The 14363-nt window shown below is 58.7% G+C and carries 18 protein-coding genes; 12 read left to right on the forward strand and 6 right to left on the reverse strand.

Going from position 1 to position 14363, the window contains the following annotated elements; all coding sequences use genetic code 11:
- Positions 1 to 4: 4 nt before the first annotated feature.
- The gene (locus AC2TEM_RS14060) at positions 5 to 637 is read left to right on the forward strand and encodes a hypothetical protein (RefSeq protein WP_170408372.1); all 633 of its coding nucleotides are present in this window, start codon (positions 5 to 7) and stop codon (positions 635 to 637) included.
- On the opposite strand, the gene AC2TEM_RS14065 is transcribed toward AC2TEM_RS14060, so the two are convergent.
- Entirely contained in the window at positions 626 to 958 is a 333-nt protein-coding gene (locus AC2TEM_RS14065; RefSeq protein WP_170395711.1) for an AzlD domain-containing protein, read from the reverse strand. The genes AC2TEM_RS14060 and AC2TEM_RS14065 overlap by 12 nt on opposite strands.
- Positions 955 to 1665 (reverse strand): AzlC family ABC transporter permease, encoded by a 711-nt coding sequence (locus tag AC2TEM_RS14070; protein ID WP_170423672.1) that lies wholly within the window; start codon positions 1663 to 1665, stop codon positions 955 to 957. The genes AC2TEM_RS14065 and AC2TEM_RS14070 overlap by 4 nt, the downstream gene beginning before the upstream one ends.
- 49 nt (positions 1666 to 1714) lie before the next feature.
- Between AC2TEM_RS14070 and AC2TEM_RS14075 the strand changes: the two genes are divergently transcribed.
- Genes AC2TEM_RS14075 through AC2TEM_RS14090 form a run of 4 tightly spaced genes read left to right on the forward strand, consistent with a single transcriptional unit; the run spans position 1715 to position 5004 of the window.
- The gene (locus AC2TEM_RS14075; RefSeq protein WP_170423927.1) at positions 1715 to 2605 is read left to right on the forward strand and encodes a formate dehydrogenase accessory sulfurtransferase FdhD; all 891 of its coding nucleotides are present in this window, start codon (positions 1715 to 1717) and stop codon (positions 2603 to 2605) included.
- Complete coding sequence (gene mobA / locus AC2TEM_RS14080; RefSeq protein ID WP_170423674.1) at positions 2598 to 3254, forward strand: molybdenum cofactor guanylyltransferase MobA; 657 nt, start codon at positions 2598 to 2600, stop codon at positions 3252 to 3254. Before AC2TEM_RS14075 ends, mobA begins: the two co-directional genes overlap by 8 nt.
- The gene (gene mobB / locus AC2TEM_RS14085; protein WP_170609145.1) at positions 3251 to 3742 is read left to right on the forward strand and encodes a molybdopterin-guanine dinucleotide biosynthesis protein B; all 492 of its coding nucleotides are present in this window, start codon (positions 3251 to 3253) and stop codon (positions 3740 to 3742) included. The genes mobA and mobB overlap by 4 nt, the downstream gene beginning before the upstream one ends.
- Entirely contained in the window at positions 3739 to 5004 is a 1266-nt protein-coding gene (locus AC2TEM_RS14090; RefSeq protein ID WP_170423678.1) for a molybdenum cofactor synthesis domain-containing protein, read from the forward strand. The genes mobB and AC2TEM_RS14090 overlap by 4 nt, the downstream gene beginning before the upstream one ends.
- Here the strand turns inward: AC2TEM_RS14090 and AC2TEM_RS14095 are convergent.
- The 3 genes from AC2TEM_RS14095 to AC2TEM_RS14105 all read right to left on the reverse strand — a co-directional run bounded on the left by AC2TEM_RS14095 (position 5001) and on the right by AC2TEM_RS14105 (position 7093).
- The gene (locus tag AC2TEM_RS14095) at positions 5001 to 5993 is read right to left on the reverse strand and encodes a hypothetical protein (RefSeq protein WP_170423680.1); all 993 of its coding nucleotides are present in this window, start codon (positions 5991 to 5993) and stop codon (positions 5001 to 5003) included. The two genes, AC2TEM_RS14090 and AC2TEM_RS14095, sit on opposite strands and share 4 nt — an antisense overlap.
- A gap of 14 nt (positions 5994 to 6007) precedes the next feature.
- Positions 6008 to 6478, reverse strand: a complete 471-nt coding sequence (greA, locus tag AC2TEM_RS14100) for a transcription elongation factor GreA (protein ID WP_170423682.1) — start codon at positions 6476 to 6478, stop codon at positions 6008 to 6010.
- A 234-nt stretch (positions 6479 to 6712) separates the two neighbouring features.
- Positions 6713 to 7093, reverse strand: a complete 381-nt coding sequence (locus AC2TEM_RS14105; protein ID WP_170408363.1) for a VOC family protein — start codon at positions 7091 to 7093, stop codon at positions 6713 to 6715.
- An 89-nt stretch (positions 7094 to 7182) separates the two neighbouring features.
- Here AC2TEM_RS14105 and soxR point away from each other — a divergent pair, with 89 nt between their 5' ends.
- The 4 genes from soxR (at position 7183) to AC2TEM_RS14125 (ending at position 12046) form a co-directional block, all read left to right on the forward strand.
- Positions 7183 to 7638 (forward strand): redox-sensitive transcriptional activator SoxR, encoded by a 456-nt coding sequence (soxR, locus tag AC2TEM_RS14110; protein ID WP_170395726.1) that lies wholly within the window; start codon positions 7183 to 7185, stop codon positions 7636 to 7638.
- 136 nt (positions 7639 to 7774) lie between these two features.
- On the forward strand, positions 7775 to 9421 hold the full coding sequence (locus tag AC2TEM_RS14115; protein ID WP_170423684.1) for an electron transfer flavoprotein-ubiquinone oxidoreductase: 1647 nt from the start codon (positions 7775 to 7777) through the stop codon (positions 9419 to 9421).
- Positions 9422 to 9525: 104 nt separating this feature from the next.
- A complete protein-coding gene (locus AC2TEM_RS14120) occupies positions 9526 to 11238 on the forward strand; it encodes a tetratricopeptide repeat protein (RefSeq protein WP_170395730.1) in 1713 nt (570 codons plus the stop codon).
- Positions 11228 to 12046 carry a 4-(cytidine 5'-diphospho)-2-C-methyl-D-erythritol kinase gene (locus AC2TEM_RS14125; RefSeq protein WP_170423685.1) on the forward strand — a complete coding sequence of 273 codons (819 nt, stop codon included), beginning with the start codon at positions 11228 to 11230 and terminating at the stop codon, positions 12044 to 12046. The genes AC2TEM_RS14120 and AC2TEM_RS14125 overlap by 11 nt, the downstream gene beginning before the upstream one ends.
- Here AC2TEM_RS14125 and AC2TEM_RS14130 read toward each other — a convergent pair.
- Positions 12039 to 13037, reverse strand: coding sequence for a polyprenyl synthetase family protein (locus tag AC2TEM_RS14130; protein ID WP_170395734.1), 999 nt, complete (start codon positions 13035 to 13037; stop codon positions 12039 to 12041). The genes AC2TEM_RS14125 and AC2TEM_RS14130 overlap by 8 nt on opposite strands.
- 56 nt (positions 13038 to 13093) lie before the next feature.
- Here AC2TEM_RS14130 and AC2TEM_RS14135 point away from each other — a divergent pair, with 56 nt between their 5' ends.
- From AC2TEM_RS14135 to AC2TEM_RS14145, 3 genes are all read left to right on the forward strand, one after another.
- Positions 13094 to 13309: a putative signal transducing protein gene (locus tag AC2TEM_RS14135; protein WP_008755664.1), complete on the forward strand. Its 216-nt coding sequence runs from the start codon at positions 13094 to 13096 to the stop codon at positions 13307 to 13309.
- Positions 13306 to 14073 carry a methyltransferase gene (locus AC2TEM_RS14140; RefSeq protein WP_170423687.1) on the forward strand — a complete coding sequence of 256 codons (768 nt, stop codon included), beginning with the start codon at positions 13306 to 13308 and terminating at the stop codon, positions 14071 to 14073. The genes AC2TEM_RS14135 and AC2TEM_RS14140 overlap by 4 nt, the downstream gene beginning before the upstream one ends.
- A 124-nt stretch (positions 14074 to 14197) precedes the next feature.
- Positions 14198 to 14362 (forward strand): YdcH family protein, encoded by a 165-nt coding sequence (locus tag AC2TEM_RS14145; RefSeq protein WP_170395738.1) that lies wholly within the window; start codon positions 14198 to 14200, stop codon positions 14360 to 14362.
- Position 14363 lies beyond the last annotated feature (1 nt).

Consider the following 14363-nt stretch of genomic DNA (forward strand, 5'->3'; position numbering starts at 1 on the left):
TCTCTTGTTCAGGATTCTGATTGCCTGCCTGCTGGCAGTGACAGTTGCGGGTTGCGCGGGATCGCAGCGCCCGCAGGCTGATCCCTCGGAAATCGTGGCCCGGTCCTATCGTGATCCGGGGCCATCGACACTGACGCTTTATACGATGATCAGCACGCGCACCGGATCGGGGGCACACACGTCGCTGATGATCAGCGGCAGCGAGCGGGTCATATTTGATCCTGCCGGATCGTTCCGGGCGGATGTGGTGCCGATCAAGAATGATGTCCTTTATGGCATCACGCCAAATGTCGAACGCGCCTATCGTAGCAGTCATGCGCGCGAGACGCATTATGCCCGTATTCAGACGATCGAAGTGACGCCACAGCAGGCCGAGATCGCGCTGCAATTGGCCAAGCAAATGGGCCCGGTTTCGCAGGCTTTTTGTGCAAATTCGACCTCGCAATTGCTGCAACAGGTCCCGGGGTTCGAGCAAATCAAAACAACATTCTACCCGGTGAAGCTATCCGATCAGTTTGGTCAGATTCCAGGCGTTGTCAGCACGGACTATCGTGAGAATGACTCGGCTGATCTGCAGCAGGGGCTGGCGGAAAACAATGCGCGACTCAATCAGCTTGAAGCGGTCTCAACCAACTAGGTAAAGCAGACCGTAAAGCGTGGCGGCCCCTGAAAAGATGGCCGCTATGACGTTTTTCGTTACAATTCCCACCGTCAACGCAACTGCCGCAGCCGCCATGCGCGGCATATCCGGTTGTCCTTCGGTGGCTGTCGGCCAGACTACCAAAGGTGCGATCAGGGCAGGCAGAATCGCCACTGCTGTGTATCTCAGGTGCCGCAGAAGCCAGGGCGGCATCGGGCGGTCGCCAACCAGCCCGATAAAGGTAAAGCGCAGAAGGTAGCTGCCTATCGCCAGACCTACGATGATGATCCACATGGTTGTCGGGTCGATCTGCGTCATGACTTTTTTCGCTCTAACATCAATTCAGCCTGCGCACCTGCCATCATCCCGGCTATTCCTGCGATCAACAGTCCAAGATTGAACGGCACTGCCACGCAGAGCAGGGCGACAACAATCGCCACCAGCGCGGCTACAACATGCGCCATGGTGCGCATCATCGGTCCGATCATGGACAAGAACGTGATCGGCAGCGCAAAATCCAGAGCCCAGCTTTCCGGAATCTGCGCCCCCAGAACAGCACCCAGATAAGTGGCGAGTATCCAAAGCGGCGTGATCGGCGTGACCGAGCCGACAAAGTACGCCATGCGCTGAGGCACGGACATATCCGGTTCTTTCTCGAATCGGACAATCGAACAGGCGTAAGACTGATCAACAATAAGATAGGCTCCAAGGGCCCGTTGCCACAGCGGAGCCGCCCCCAGATAAGGGGTCAGTGAAGCCGAATACATGGCCACCCGCAGGTTCACAGCCAGGGCCGAGATCAGAACGATAACCGTTGGTGTATTGTCCTGCAGCAATTGCAATGCGGTGAACTGAGCAGCGCCGGCAAACACGGTGGCGGAAAAGGCCATCGTCTGGATGATATCCAGCCCTGCTTCTGTGGCAAAAACACCAAACAGAAGGCCAAAGGGCATGGCGACGAAGATAAACGGCGTCCCGTCGCGAAAACCTTTCCAGAAGTATGACTTGGATGTGGCAGAGGCCATGGCTAAATCCTATGGTGACGCGAGCAGCAGTAGCCGTCTTGGGAAGGGGTTGCAATTGGCCACGGAGATCGACCTGTCAGACTACCTCATTGCGCCCGATCCGGGGGCTGCGCGCCTGACGCGCGGTGTCGAGGGTGTGGACCAGAATGGTGAGATAAGTCAGATCTCGGTGGTCGAGGAACGCCCGCTGACCATTTTCCTCAACTCACAGGAAATCGTGACGGCAATGACCATCGGCGACTATCCCGAATACCTTGCGCTCGGGTTTCTGCGTAATCAGGGGATGCTGCTTGCAGATGATGAAATTACTCGGGTCGACTATGACGACGATCTGGAAACCGTGGTCGTGCGTACCGCGCGTGAGACCTCATACGAGGACAAGCTGAAGAAGAAGACCCGTACCAGCGGTTGCGCAGTAGGCACTGTGTTCGGAGACATGATGGAGGGGCTAGAGGACGTGCGCCTGCCACAGGTCTCGGTGCGCACCTCGTGGCTGTATGAGTTGGCGTCGAAGATCAACCGCACCCCGTCTCTGTACCTTGAGGCGGGTGCCATCCATGGCACGGTGCTTTGTCATGAAAGCCACCCGTTGGTCTATATGGAAGACGTGGGCCGCCATAATGCGGTCGACAAGATCGCAGGCTGGATGCTCTCCGAGGGTGCGACTGCGTCTGACAAGATCCTCTATACGACCGGTCGTTTGACTTCGGAAATGGTGATCAAAACGGCAATGATGGGCATCCCTGTTCTCGCTTCGCGATCGGGATTCACCGCCTGGGGTGTCGAGATCGCGCGCGAGGTCGGTTTGACTCTGATCGGCCGGATGCGCGGGCAGCGGTTCGTGTGTTTGTCGGGCGAAGACCGATTGGTGCGCGATGTTGATCCGTCGAGCGTGGCGATTGAGGACAAAAAACATCGCAGGAAAAGTGCCGATGGCTGAACAGTCGCAAAAACCGCTGGGGGTTATTCTGGCAGGCGGCCTCGCAACGCGGATGGGAGGCGGCGATAAAGGGCTGTTGCAGATCGGCGGGCAGAGCCTGCTGGATCGGGTGATAGACAGGCTGCGCCCTCAGGTCGGCGGGCTGGCTTTGAACGCCAACGGCGATGCCGAACGGTTTGCCCGCTTGAACTTGCCGGTTGTTTCGGACTCGATCGAGGGCTTTGCAGGGCCGCTGGCCGGTGTTTTGGCCGGGCTTGATTGGGCCGCTGAACAGGGCGCTCAATCTATCGTGACGGTTGCGGCGGATACTCCGTTCTTTCCGCATGATCTTGTGGCGCAACTGGTGCACGCATCCGAAGGTCAGAAATACCCCCTTGTTCTGGCAACCACCCCGCGCACGGGTGACGAGGCTTTGAAATCCGGCGGCGGCAAGCGGGTCAATCGGCACCCGACCTTTGGGCTCTGGCCGGTGGCATTGCGCGATGATCTGAGGGAGGCGTTGAACGCTGGATTGCGCAAGGTTGTCCTGTGGACTGACCAGCATGATGGGCGAGAGGCGCTGTTTTCGGCCCTGCCGTTTGATCCGTTCTTCAACGTCAACACTCCCGATGATCTGGCCCGCGCTGAAACCTTGTTGGAGCAGGTATGAGGGTCTACGGCGTCACCGGTTGGAAAAACGCGGGCAAAACCGGCCTAGTGGAACGGCTGGTGGCTGAAATCACCGGACGTGGGTATACCGTTTCCACCGTTAAACATGCGCATCATTCCGTCGACATAGACCATCCGGGTACCGACAGCCAGCGGCATCGCGCGGCGGGTGCGTCCGAAGTGCTGTTGGCATCCGGCCAGCGGATCGCACTGATGCAGGAGTTGCGCGGTGCGCCCGAGCCGAAGCTGGACACCCTGCTGTCGCGTTTGTCTCCGGTCGATCTGGTGTTGATCGAAGGCTTCAAACGCGAGCGTCACCCCAAGATCGAAGCGTTTCGCGCAGAACCCGAAAATCCGCTGATCGCCACGGATGATGACACGGTTCGCGCGGTTGCAAGTGATACGCCTTTGGAATTGGATTGCCCGGTGTTTGATCTGGATGATACGGCGGTCATTGCAGATTTTATCCTGGAAGAGGTCGGATTATGAGCACGCCGGATATCTCACCTCCGCCCTTGCGCAATGATTGTTTCGCCTTGCCTGCAGGGGTGAACTGGACACCCGTTGATGAGGCTCTGGCGCTATTGCGAGACAGATTGTCGGTGGTAGCTGGGGTTGAAAACGTGCCCGTGATGCGGGCGGCGGGCCGAGTTCTGGCGGTGGACGTGTCGGCCAAACGATCAAACCCGCCTCAGCCCAACACCGCTGTCGATGGGTACGGATTTGCCGGTCCGGTGCCGGACGGACCCTGTGTCATGCCATTGGTTGAGGGCCGGGCGGCTGCGGGTGTACCCTTTGACGGTGAGGTCCCAGAGGGCCATGCGATACGCATTCTTACCGGAGCTGCACTGCCAAAGGGTGTTAATACGGTCATATTGGAAGAGGATGTGACCTTTGATCAGGGGCACATCGCGTTCCGAGGGCCTTTGAAACAAGGCGCGAACACGCGAAAAGCAGGCGAAGACGTTGTCGAAGGCGCGCTGACCTTGCCCCTCGGGCGGCGGTTGACGCCGGCAGATCTGGCGCTTTTGTCGGCGGTTGGTCTGGCCGAGATTTCCGTGCGCAAAGTTCTGCGCGTCGGGGTACTGTCGACCGGGGATGAACTGATCGAGCCGGGTGACAGCGCAGGGCCGGGGCAGATTTATGATGCCAACCGTCCAATGTTGCTGTCACTGGTCGAACGGATTGGCTTCAAAGCGGTTGATCTTGGGCGCGCCGAGGATGATCGCGCGGCGCTGAAACAGCATTTGGATCGCGCGGCTCAGCAAGTGGATGTAATCCTGACCAGTGGCGGGGCCTCCGCCGGCGATGAAGATCACGTCTCGGCATTATTGCGAGAGGCCGGGGCGATGCAGGAATGGCGCATCGCATTAAAACCCGGGCGACCATTGGCGCTGGGCATGTGGGATCAGACGCCGGTGTTTGGCTTGCCGGGCAATCCGGTGGCAGCACTGGTTTGCACGTTGATCTTTGCCTGCCCGGCACTGAACCTGCTGGCCGGTGCAGGCTGGCAAGAGCCGCAAGGCTTCGACGTGCCCGCCGCTTTCGAAAAGCGCAAGAAACCGGGGCGTCGCGAATATCTGCGGGCACGAATCCGTGAAGGACGGGCCGAGGTGTTCCATTCGGAAGGATCAGGCCGGATCAGTGGGCTGAGCTGGGCCGAAGGACTGGTCGAAATCGAGGACGGTGCCCGCGATATCAAGCCCGGCGATCTGGTGAGGTTCATACCCTACGGGAGTTTTGGGCTTTAATCGAACGTCCCTGCGACACGCCCCACCAGCATGAAGGCACGCGCTGTGCGGGTTTCGCTCAGGGCTGTAAGCTCGGCATCGCTGGCGTTAGGTTCGAACTCGACGATCATATGGTCAAAGCGGCGCAGGAAATGGTGTGCTGCATCGCGAAAGATCGGATCCTGTTTCATCCGTGCCGCAGTCAGCGCCAGTGACGAACGGTCCCGAATGCCACCCAAGGCTGCCACCGACCGCCCGCGCGCGCCTTGGGCAAATTGCCGCCAGACTTCGGGTCGCGCCATATCGGGGCGCAGGTCATCCATATAGATGCCTTCCTGGCTGAGAAGGGTCAGAACATCTTGTGAGGCCTGCACAAGTTTCGAGATCTTGCGATCTTTCAATGCAAGCCGCAGCGCGTTAAATCCCTCGGCATCGCTTTGCGTCTCGGGGAAGTTCAGGGCGCGGATAAAGATGTCGGTGGGCAACGGGGGCGTAATTTCTTCCGCTGAGGTGCCAAGTTCCAACGAAGTCTGATTGGCCATGTCCGGCGCGGGCCTTTGGGTGCGCCCGGGTTCACCGCGATTGGTCGAGAATGTCGCCAGCGCGCTCTCGGTCTTTTTTGCGCTTTCGGCGATTTCATCCAGTTTCTTGCCGACCGTCGGCTCATACGTGCTGGCCGCGCGTTGTTGCTGAACGACATAGCTGTTGCGGATCGCATCGATGGCTGTCTGCAGGCGGGCGCTTTCTTCGCGCATCACTCGGCTGGCGCGCATCGCAAGGGCTGCGACCCAGATCATTGCGACCGGCATGAACACCGCCAGGAAGGTGACGATGAACCCTCCTTGTTGCCCGCCGGGCAGTACCAGAAACACGACCGACACCACCAGCCAGATCAGGCTGAGAACAACTGCTGCAATCTCGATCTCGGTGACCGAACGGTGCGCCGGACGGTCGTAGATACCCAGCGAGGTTGGTTTCTCGGGTTCTTGCTCAGGTTCAGACCCTGACATGACAAACGCTCCGGTCAGGCGTATTCGATATTCAGAACTTCATAAGAGCGCACGCCTCCGGGGGTGCGGACCTCAACACTGTCGCCTTCTTCTTTGCCAATCAGGGCGCGGGCGATGGGGGATTTGATGTTCAGAAGGCCCGCTTCGATATTGGCCTCATACTCACCCACGATCTGCCAGGTCTTTTCTTCTTCGGTATCTTCATCCACCAACGTGACCTTCGCGCCGAACTTGATAGCCCCTGACAGTTTGGCCGGATCAATGACATCTGCCAGCGACAGGATGCCTTCAAGCTCTTTGATGCGGCCTTCGATAAAGCCCTGCTTTTCGCGCGCCGAGTGGTATTCGGCGTTTTCTTTCAGGTCGCCCAGTTCGCGGGCTGAGGCAATCGCCTCGATGATCGCCGGGCGCTCGACGGATTTCAGATTCTTCAGCTCTGCCTCGAGCGCGGCATTGCCCGAAGGCGTCATGGGGATCTTTTCCATTGTCTTGTCGTCCACGCAGAAATTGTTACGCCCCGCCGCACAATAGCGTCGGGGCGAAGGATGGGTTGGCATTTACCTGACCCAAATGAGGCGTGAATTGCAAGAGGGGAGGTGTGCGTTGTCAGTAAACTCGCAACTTAGCGCCGCCGTTCCGGGGGGCGGGTGCGCCTGTGGCGCTGTCCCAACAATTCTCCACTTCGCCAACGGCTGGCTTCGTGCCCCAGCCACAGCATCTCAATCATACTGAACCACTTCGAATTCGATGCCATTGTCATCTTCGAAATAGAACCGCTTGCCTGGCTCATAGTCTGCGTGGTTGTGCGGTTCAAATCCCGCTTTGCGGACCTTTTCCTCGGTGGCGTCGATATCCTCGACCAGCACACCTACATGGTTCAAGCCGCCCACGAAATCATAGCTGTTTTCGCCTGATGGCTTGGGATCGCCGGGGGCGTAGAGTGCCAGATAGGTATGTGGGCTGCCCACATGCACCGTATAGCCACCGGCAATGGCAGGGCCTTCCCAGCGTGTTTTCCAGTCGAAGACTTTCTGCATCCACGCCGCAGATGCCTTTGGGTCGCGGACCGTGAAATTAGTATGTTCCAGCGTCGCCATCATGGGATTCTCCTTCCAATTTGAGGCTTGTCCCGACTCACTGTAATTTCTAAACCTAACTTTAGGTCAAGAGATTTCTTTGGGAGGATGTAATGGTTGTTTCGGAAGGTCTGGCGATTGGAGCATTGGCCCGGCGCACCGGGTTGGCGGTGTCGGCGATCCGATACTACGAGGCGCAAGGTTTGATATCTCCATGGCGTAACGCGGGTGGGCAGCGGCGTTATCAGCGCGCCGATATCCGACGGCTAAGCTTTGTGATGATCGCGCAGCAATTCGGTCTGACTTTGCCCGAGATCCGCGAGGTATTGTCGGGCTTGCCAGGAAACCGCACACCGACGCCTCAGGACTGGAAGAGTATCAGCGAACGGCTGCGCACGCATCTGGATCAGCGAATCGATACGCTGATGCGACTGCGCGACAATCTGGATGGATGTATTGGTTGCGGCTGCCTCAGCCTGCCGAAATGCAAGCTTTACAACCCCGATGACAGGGCCAAATCCCATGGTAGCGGTCCCAGATACCTTATGGGGGACGCACCCGAAGCCTGAAGTGTCGAATAGCGGCGTTGTTACGCCGTGTTTCGATTGACCAAAGTCTTTATGACCATGTAATCAGCCGTGAAACAATATTGCGCCGACCGCATGAAGAAAGCGCCAATTCGGAAAGTTAGCTAAGGAGCCCGCGATGGCCGAGATTGAACGCGAAGCGATGGAATATGACGTGGTGATCGTGGGTGCTGGCCCTGCGGGCCTGTCTGCGGCCATCCGTCTGAAACAGCTGGATGCCGACCTGAACGTCGTGGTTCTGGAGAAGGGTTCGGAAGTGGGTGCGCATATCCTGTCGGGTGCGGTGCTGGACCCTTGTGGTCTGGATGCTCTGATCCCCGATTGGAAGGAAAAGGGTGCCCCGCTGAACGTGCCGGTGCATGAAGACAATTTCTACATGCTGGGCGAGGCTGGCAAGATTCGCATCCCCAATTTCCCGATGCCGCCGCTGATGAACAACCACGGCAACTACATCGTCTCGATGGGCAATGTCTGCCGCTGGATGGCAGAGCAGGCCGAAGAACTAGGCGTCGAAATCTTCCCCGGCATGGCCTGTTCCGAGCTGGTCTACGGTGAGAACGGTGAAGTCAAAGGCGTTGTAGCCGGTGTATTTGGTCTGGAGCCAGACGGATCCTACGGCCCCAACACCGAGCCGGGCATGGAACTGCATGGCAAATATGTCTTCCTGTCGGAAGGCGTGCGCGGCTCACTGTCCAAGGAAGTCATCGCCAAATACGACCTGTCTGCCGGTAAAGAGCCGCAGAAATACGGCGTTGGCATGAAAGAGATCTGGGAGATTGATCCGGCCAAGCACAAAGAAGGCAGCGTCACGCACACCATGGGCTGGCCGCTGGGCAGCAACGCGGGTGGCGGGTCGTTCATCTATCACCTTGAAAATAATCAGGTCTATGTCGGTTTTGTGGTCCACCTTAACTACAAGAACCCGCACCTGTACCCCTACATGGAATTCCAGCGTTTCAAGCACCACCCGATGGTGGCCGAGCTGCTGAAAGGCGGCAAGCGTGTGGCTTACGGCGCCCGCGCGATCACCGAGGGTGGCTACCAGTCGATGCCGAAACTGGTCGCACCGGGTGTTGCGCTGTTGGGTTGCTCGGCCGGCATGGTCAACGTGCCGCGCATCAAGGGCAACCACAACGCGATGCTGTCAGGCAAGGCCGCGGCCGAGGCCGCCTATGACGCCATCAAGGCCGAGCGTTCGGGTGATGAGCTGACCGCTTATGAGGCCAACGTTCGCGATGGTGCAATCGGCTTGGATCTGAAGAAGGTGCGCAACGTCAAACCGCTGTGGTCGAAATACGGCCTGACCGCCAGCCTGGTACTGGGCGGTATGGACATGTGGACCAACACGCTGGGCTTCTCGCTGCTGGGCACGCTGGGCCACGGCAAGAACGACGCGGAATCGACCGAAGATGCCAGCAAGCATCAACCCATCGACTATCCGAAACCCGATGGCACACTGTCCTTTGACCGCCTGACGAACGTATCGTTTGCGGCCACCAACCACGAGGAAAGCCAGCCTTGCCATCTGAAACTGGCCGACCCGGACATCCCGGTTAAGGTCAACCTGCCCAAATTCGACGAGCCGGCACAGCGTTACTGCCCCGCAGGCGTCTATGAGATGGTCGAGGATGAAGACGGGCCGCGATTCGTGATCAACTTCCAGAACTGTGTTCACTGCAAAACCTGTGACATCAAGGATCCCAGCCAGAACATCACCTGGACTACACCGCAGGGCGGCGACGGGCCGAACTACCCCAATATGTAGGCAAGAACACGGGCGTTGGCAGGGTCGTGAAGGCTCTGCCATTGCCTCTCGCCCAGCAAAGCCCTAGCTTGTCGGTCAGTCAACGACAGCAAGGCAGATTATCAGTGGTTTCCCTGGTTCGACGCGCGGCTCTGGCCGTGATCCTCAGTTCTTCAATCGCGTTTCCTGCGGTATCGGATACCGGATCGGGGTCGTATCTGGCCGGGCGTCAGGCGATTTATGAGAGCGACTATCCCGCTGCCGAGCGTTACTATGCGCAGGCGCTTCGCGCTGATCCCCAAAATCCGAAACTGCTGGAAAACGTGGTCGTCGCCCGGCTCGCCTTGGGTGAGATTGAGCGGGCCCTGACCGTCGCCGAAGTTATCGAGGAAAATGAACTGCCCAGCCAGGCCGCTCGGATGGTGATCGCCGCCAATCTGGTGGCAGATGGCAAGCTGGATGAATTTCTGGCCCGCGATCCTGAAACGCAAGGGGTTGGACCGCTGGTTGATGGCCTGATGATTGCTTGGGCTCATATGGGGCAAGGCGCCATGACCAAAGCGATGGAACAATTTGACGTTGTTACCACGCAGGAAGGTCTGAAAGAATTTGCACTTTATCACAAGGCCATGGCGTTGGCGTCAGTCGGAGACTTTGAGGGGGCCGAGGCGATCCTTGCCGCAGATGATGGCCTGGTCGCCCGTTTTTCACGCCGGGCTGCGCTGGCGCGTGCCGAAGTGCTGTCGCAGCTGGATCGCAACGACGATGCGCTGGAATTTCTGGATAACGTCTTTGCCGCCGGCAGTGATCCGACCATCGAAGGTTACGTCACTCGGCTGTCCGATGGCGAAACGCTGCCCTTTACCCATGTCCGTTCTGCACAGGATGGCATGGCCGAGGTTTTCTTTACCGTTGGCGCTGCGCTGAGTGCGGAGGCCGCGCAGGATTATGTTCTGCTATATGCCCGGGTCGCGGCCTTTCTGCGGCCTGACCATATTGATGCGCTTTTGCTAAGCGCTGAGTTGTTGGATGGGCTGGAACAATATGATCTGGCGGTTGATGTCTATCGGCAGGTGCCTCCGGACAGCAGCGATTATCATGCCGCCGAACTGGGGCGCGCCGAGGTCCTCAGTCGCTCTGACAGAAAAGAAGCTGCCGCCGAAGTCCTGCAAAACCTTGCCGCTCAAAGCCCCGATTTGCCCGGTGTGCATGTAGCTTTGGCCGACCTGCGGCGCCAGCAAGAGGATTACGCGGCAGCGGTCACCTCTTACGACAAGGCGATTGGCCTGACGGAAGAGGGTGCAGGCGGAAACTGGTTCCTGCATTATGCCCGCGGGATATCGCATGAACGGCTGAAGAACTGGGACGAGGCCGAGGCCGATTTCCGCCGCGCGCTTGAGTTGAACCCGGACCAACCACAGGTGCTGAACTATCTCGGGTATTCGCTGGTCGAGCGGCGCGAGAAATTGGACGAAGCGTTGAATATGATCGAACGCGCCGTCGCAGCGCGCCCTGACAGCGGCTATATCGTTGACAGCTTGGGCTGGGTGTTGTTCCGCCTGGGCCGGTACGACGAAGCAGTTGACCACATGGAGCGCGCCGTTGAGCTGATGCCGGTCGATCCGGTGGTAAATGACCATCTGGGCGATGTTTACTGGGCCGTAGGTCGTGGGCGTGAAGCCGAGTTCCAGTGGAAACGAGCACTGTCTTTCATTGATCCTGAAGATACCGACGGCGAAGCCGATCCTGAACGCATCCGCCGCAAGATTGAAGTCGGATTGGATGCGGTTCTGGCCGAGGAAGGTGCAGAACCCCTGAAGGTCGCCAATGAAGGCTGAGGCATTTGCCCCCGCCAAGATCAACCTGACCCTGCATGTGACCGGCCAACGCGCGGATGGCTATCATCTGCTTGATTCGTTGGTTGCCTTTGCCGATGTTGGGGATCAGTTGAGCCTCAGTTCCGGCCCCGAGCTGTCTCTGTCGGTCACGGGTGAGTTTTCGGATGGCGTACCGACCGATGATCGCAATCTGGTCTGGCAGGCCGCCGAGGCCGCAGGCTGGACCGGTCGCATTCATCTGAACAAACAACTGCCGCACGGTGGCGGTGTCGGGGGCGGCTCCTCGGATGCTGCGGCGGTATTGCGCACTGCGACGAAGGGGGGAGAGTGGCCCGATAGCGTGCCGCTGTCGCTTGGCGCGGATGTCCCGGTATGCATACATGCTGCTGCAGCGCGTATGCGCGGGATTGGTGAACAGATTGAGCCGATGGCGTTGCCGCCCCTCCCGGCGCTCTTGGTCAATCCGGGTATTGAAGTTTCCACCGGCCCGGTGTTTTCCGCTTTGCACAGCAGAGACAACGCACCGATGCCTGCTGAGATCCCTGCATTCAAAACACCGGAAGACTGCGCCACGTGGTTGAGGGCTCAGCGGAATGATTTAGAGGCACCTGCAATATCTGTAGCGCCGGGCATTGCGGAGGTCATAGCGGCGTTGGAAGACACCCGAGACGCGTTGATGGTTCGTATGTCGGGTTCAGGCTCAACCTGTTTCGCACTTTTTCCAACGCTCAAAGCAGCCCATTTTGCCGCCTATGAGATCGGCGCGGCCCAACCCGGTTGGTGGTGCCGCGCAACGACGCTCAGTTAAGGCGCGATACGACGTAATCGGCCAGATCGCCTAACAGGGTGCGGATTTCGTGATCCGGAAGAGGCGCCAGCGCAGCCTTGGCCTTGGCCGCCCAACCAAACGCATCCGCGCGGGTTGCATCCAGCGTGCTGTATTTGGCCATCAGCGACAAAGCGTGATCCAGATCACCCTCTTCCTGCCGCCCGCGACCGATCGTCCGTTCCCAAAACGCGTGTTCCTCGGCAGTTGCCTGAGCCACGGCTTTGATCACTGGCAGGGTCAATTTGCGTTCACGGAAGTCGTCGCCGACGTTTTTGCCTGTGGCCGCACTATCGCCCTGATAATCCAAAAGATCATCTGCGATCTGGAACGCGATTCCAAGCGCGTCGCCATAGTCATACAGCGCCTTGACCTGCGCCTCGGTCGCGCCTGCGATCACACCACCCACTTCGGTTGCGGCAGAAAACAGCGCCGCCGTTTTGCCGCGCACAACCTGCAGGTAGACACCTTCATCCGTGCCCAGATCGGTGGCTGCTGTCATCTGCAGCACCTCGCCTTCGGCAATTGTGGCCGATGCATTTGCAAGGATATCCAGAACCCGCAACGAACCGGTTTCGACCATCAACTGGAAGCTGCGGGAAAACAGGTAATCGCCAACCAGAACACTGGATTTATTGTCCCATAGCAGGTTTGCCGTGGGTCGCCCGCGCCGCTGCCCGCTTTCATCGACGACATCGTCATGCAGCAGGGTTGCGGTATGAATGAACTCGACCGTTGCAGCCAGCTTGACGTGATGGTCGCCTGAATAGCCGAACAGCTGCGCCGCCGCCAGGGTCAGCATCGGGCGCAGACGCTTTCCGCCCGCCTCGACCAGGTGCGCGGTCACTTCGGGAATGCGCGGGGCATGTTCCGACGCCATACGCGTCCGAATCAGCGTATTTACTGCTGCCATTTCGCCCGCAAGCATCTCTGCCAGACGCTCATGCGGTTTCGAGATCGTGCTGACGTTCATCACTCTCCTGACACAAGGCTCGACATCCCTGTCACCTTGCCCTTACATCCATCCCCATGAAAGAACTATTGCGCAGCACCGATCCGACAATCCTAGCCTTTGCAACGGCTCTCCTTGAGGGCGAGGATATAGACTGCTTTCAGATGGACGTAAATATGAGCATCCTAGAAGGCGGCATCGGAATCTTTCCCCGTCGCCTAATGGTGCGGGCAGATGATCTGACCCGCGCCGAACGGGTCATGCGCGATAACGAGATCCCGCTGGGGCGATGAGCAGCTTTTCCGACAGTGATCTGACCTGCAATGATTTTCTGGGCGGGCGTGTGCGTCTGTGGCAGCCGCGCTCAGGATATCGTGCAGGGGTCGATCCGGTCTTACTGGCGGCATCGGTCCCGGCACAAGCTGGCCAGTCGGTGCTGGAATTGGGCTGCGGGGCAGGGGCTGCTATTCAGTGCCTAATGGCGCGAGTGCCGCACCTGAAGGCAACTGGGGTTGAACTGCAGGCTGGCTATGCAGATCTGGCCCGCCGCAATTCGGAACAAAACGCAGCGATCACCGTGGTTGAGGCGGATTTGAACGCACTACCGAATGATCTGCGACAAGAACAGTTCGATCATGTGATCGCCAATCCGCCCTACTACCGGGCAGGCGCGCATAGCCCTGCCACCGACGCGGGTCGGCAGATCGCACTGGGTGAAGACACGCCGCTTGAGGACTGGATCAATGTCGCCGCCCGACGTCTGGCGCCGCGCGGTTATCTTCACATGATCCAGAAGGCAGACCGGCTGCCCGATATGCTTGCGGGGTGCGCGGGCCGCTTGGGCTCGATTCAGGTGCTACCTCTGGCCCCCCGTGTGGATCGCGGGGCTGAGCTAGTGGTTTTGCGCGCCAGAAAGGGCGGACGCGCCGCATTTCGGCTGCACGCTCCGCTGATTCTGCACCTCGGTGAACAGCACGTAGAAGACGGTGAAAGCTATACTCCTGTGGTTTCGGCGGTGTTGCGCGATGCGGCGGATTTGAGCGGGCACTTTGCCTGATCGGCAATGACCAGCCGAATTTGTCGGATTTATTATAGATTTCGTGCGTCTGCAGCGTGACAGGCTGGAAATGATGTGATCAACTTCTTACGTGACACTTACAAACCAGAGAAGGAGGACCGCCATGAGCGTGAGCGCACATCTGACGGAGTTGAAGAAAAAACACGAAATTCTCGGTCTTGAAGTGGAAGAAGCGCAACGCTCACCTGGTATTGACGATCTCCATATCGCACAGCTGAAGAAGCAAAAGCTGAAGCTAAAAGAAGAGATCGAGCGCCTGTCGACCTAAG

The organism is Ruegeria sp. HKCCD3925, assembly GCF_057221175.1.